Below are 2,915 nucleotides of genomic sequence, written 5' to 3'. Positions count from 1 at the left end.
GCGTAGGCCAGGCGCAGGTCCACGGTCACGTAGCCGCCCAACCGGTGGCGGTTGGCCAGATCGTCGTAGCGCTTGCCCTCGCCGTACAGGCTGGTGCCCAGGCGCCAGCGGCCGAAGCGGCGGTCGGCATCGAGGCGCGCCATCTGTTTGGCGCGGCGCGGCAGCCAGTTGCCGCGGTTGGCGTCGTGGCCGCGGTTTTCGGGGTCGAGCAGCGACACGTTGGCGGCCAGGTCCCAGCCGGCCAGGCGCGTGCCGGCGATCGCTTCCAGGCCGCGGATGCGCGCCTTGGCGATGTTCACCGGGGTGAAACTCGCGTCGAAGCCGATCATCTGGTCGATCAGCGTCTGGTAGGCGTTCAGCGACCAGTCGATGCCGGCGTGCTGGCCGGCGAGGCCGAGTTCGTAGCTGTCCGATTCCTCCGGCTGCAGGTTGGCGTTGCCAAAGCCGGGGAAATACAGCTCGTTGAAGGTCGGCGCCTTGAAGGCGCTGCCCCAGGACGCCATCACGCGCAGGTCCGGTGCGAGGCGCCAGCCCCAGGCGACCGAGCCGGTGGTGTGACCGCCGTACTGCTGGTTGTCGTCGCGCCGCACGGCGAGCGTCAGGTCCTGCGTGCCGAAGCGGCCCAGGTACTGGGCAAAGCCGGCGGCGTTGTCGCGCGAATCCTGGGCATAGTCGGTGGTGGCCGACACGCGGTCGTCCAGCCAGTCGGCGCCGAGCGTCAGGCGCTGGCCGGCGGACAGCGTGATGTCGTTTTGCCAGCTGGCGCTGTAGCGCTCGGAATCGAAGCTGTCGTTGAACACGCCGTCGAAATAGTTGTCGGCGAGATCGCGGCTGCGCCCGCCGGACAGGCTCATGTGCCAGGCCGGCAGCAGCTGCCAGTCCAGGCGCGTGCCGAGCGCGTCCTGCACGAAATCGCTGCTGTTGCCGGCGTACTGGCTGCCGTCGTACTCGTTCTCGCCGTCGCCGCGCAGGTAGTGCACCTCGGCGCTCAGGGTGTCCGTGAGGCGATAGCCGGCGCGGGCCGACACGCCGGTGTTGCGGTAGCCGTCGTCGTCCGGTTCGTGCACGTAGCAGCCGGCGCCGAGCCGGGCCGAGCGTGGATCGCAGGCGTTGAAACCCAGCGTTTCGAGGTGGCTGGCGCCGATGTTGAACCAGCCACGCGCACCGCCGCCGGACAGACCCGCGCTGTAATCCTGCGTGGCGTGGCTGCCGCCGCTGAGGCTCAGGCGTGGCGTGAGCGCACCGCCGCCCTTCTTGGTGAAGATCTGGATCACGCCGCCGACGGCATCGGCGCCGTACAGGGACGAGCGCGGTCCGCGCACCACCTCGATGCGCTCCACCTGGTCGATCGGGATGTCCTGGAACGAGGCCGTGCCGAGCGTGACCGAGCCGATGCGGATGCCGTCCACCAGCACCAGCACGTGGTCGGACTCGGTGCCGCGCAGGAACACCGAGGTGGCCTTGCCGGCGCCGCCGTTGCTGCTGATGCCAAGCCCCGGCACGCCGCGCAGCGCTTCGGGCACCGAACGCGCCTGCAGGCGCTCGATTTCGGCGCGGTCGATCACCGTCACCGAGGCCAGCGTGTCCACGTTCGACTGCGGCGTGCGGCCGGCGGTGATGTTGATGGTCAGCGGCTCGTCTTCGGCCGCCTGCACGGCGGCCACGGAAAGAAACGACAGTCCGGCCAGCAGACCGGCTTTGCCTTTGTGCGTCATCGGGAACTCCTGCTCGCGCTCACCCGCGTGAGAGCTGGGATGGTTGAAAAACCGGCAAGCAGGAGGAAACGCGCGGCGCGGCCGGCCGCGGGACGGCACGACCTGTCCGGCGCATCGCCCACCGCAATGCCGACCATAGCGCTTCGGGCCGGTCTCCGGACTTGCGAGTGGGCATGACCCGACTGCGGCGCCTTCCCATGCCCGAAGGCACAGTGGCGTGAGGCCGCAGCTCGACTCGCTTACCGTTGCGGGGGCAGTGCCGGAATTGTTCCGAAGAACGCGCCGGCTTCCCGTTTCATCCCTGGGCGAGTGCCCCGGGAAGCTGCGAAAACGCAAGCTTCCCGTGCGGGGCAAGGACGCCCCGACGTGAGCCGAGGGCTAGGCCCTCGGCTCACGGAGCCCAGCGCGGGCGTGTACCGCACTGGGCGAGCTTCGAAACGCCAAGGATGGCGTTTCGAAGCGTCTCTACAAGGGACACCACGAAGCAGCGCGGATGGTAGGCGGCGCCGTGGGCGCCGTCAATCGAGGCTGACGCGTCTCATTCCGGCACCAGCCAGCGAACGCGCGCCTCGCCGCTGCCGGGCGCCAGGATGGCCGCCAGCGTCGGCATGGCGGCCTGCATCTGCTCGGTAAAGCCCCAGGGCGGGTTCAGCACCAGCATGCCGCAGCCGTGCAGGATGCCGCCCTGCAGCAGCGGCGTGAGGCGTAGTTCGACTTCGAGGAGGCGCCGCAGGCCGGCGGCTTCGAGCGCGCGCTTGAGGCCTGCCACCGGCGCCTCGTCCTTGAGCGGATACCACAGCGCGTAGATGCCGGTCGAAAAGCGCTTGTGGGCGGCCAGCAGCTCGCGCGGCAGACGGGCGAATTCGCCAGGCTGCTCGTAGGGCGGATCGATCAGCACAAGGCCGCGCCGCTCGCGCGGCGGCAGCAGGGCCTTCAGCGCCTGGTAGCCGTCGGTTTGCTGGACGCTGATCTGCCGGATGCCGCGGCAGGCGGCATCCAGGGCGGAAAATTCGAGCGGATTCAGTTCGCAGGCCACCGGCCGGTCCTGCGGCCGCGCCAGGGCGGCGGCGATCAGCGGCGAACCCGGCTAGCGGCGCAGGCCGTCGCCGAGCAGCGGGCGGATCACGGTGAGGTAATCGGCCAGCGCGTCAGGCAGCGGTCCCGGTGCCTCCAGCAAGCGCACGATGCCGTGCCGGTATT

At 70.0% G+C, this 2,915-nt stretch carries 2 protein-coding genes and 1 riboswitch; both genes read right to left on the bottom strand.

The annotated features are described in order from the left end of the window. Window positions 1–1,715: TonB-dependent vitamin B12 receptor (gene btuB, locus PHC73_RS13305; protein ID WP_300129221.1), on the bottom strand; the 1,715-nt coding region annotated here is incomplete at its 3' end. Window positions 1,716–1,843: 128 nt separating this feature from the next. Then, window positions 1,844–2,047, bottom strand: a riboswitch (cobalamin riboswitch). Between the two features lie 206 nt (window positions 2,048–2,253). Then, window positions 2,254–2,790 (bottom strand): 23S rRNA (adenine(2030)-N(6))-methyltransferase RlmJ, encoded by a 537-nt coding sequence (gene rlmJ / locus PHC73_RS13300; protein WP_300129223.1) that lies wholly within the window; start codon window positions 2,788–2,790, stop codon window positions 2,254–2,256. Window positions 2,791–2,915 lie beyond the last annotated feature (125 nt).

Origin of the sequence: Immundisolibacter sp. (assembly GCF_028696615.1) — a bacterium.
In the GTDB taxonomy this organism is placed as follows: Bacteria; Pseudomonadota; Gammaproteobacteria; order Immundisolibacterales; family Immundisolibacteraceae; genus Immundisolibacter.
The sequence above is the reverse complement of the archived record's forward strand: the minus strand, read 5'-3'. Positions and strand labels throughout refer to the sequence as shown.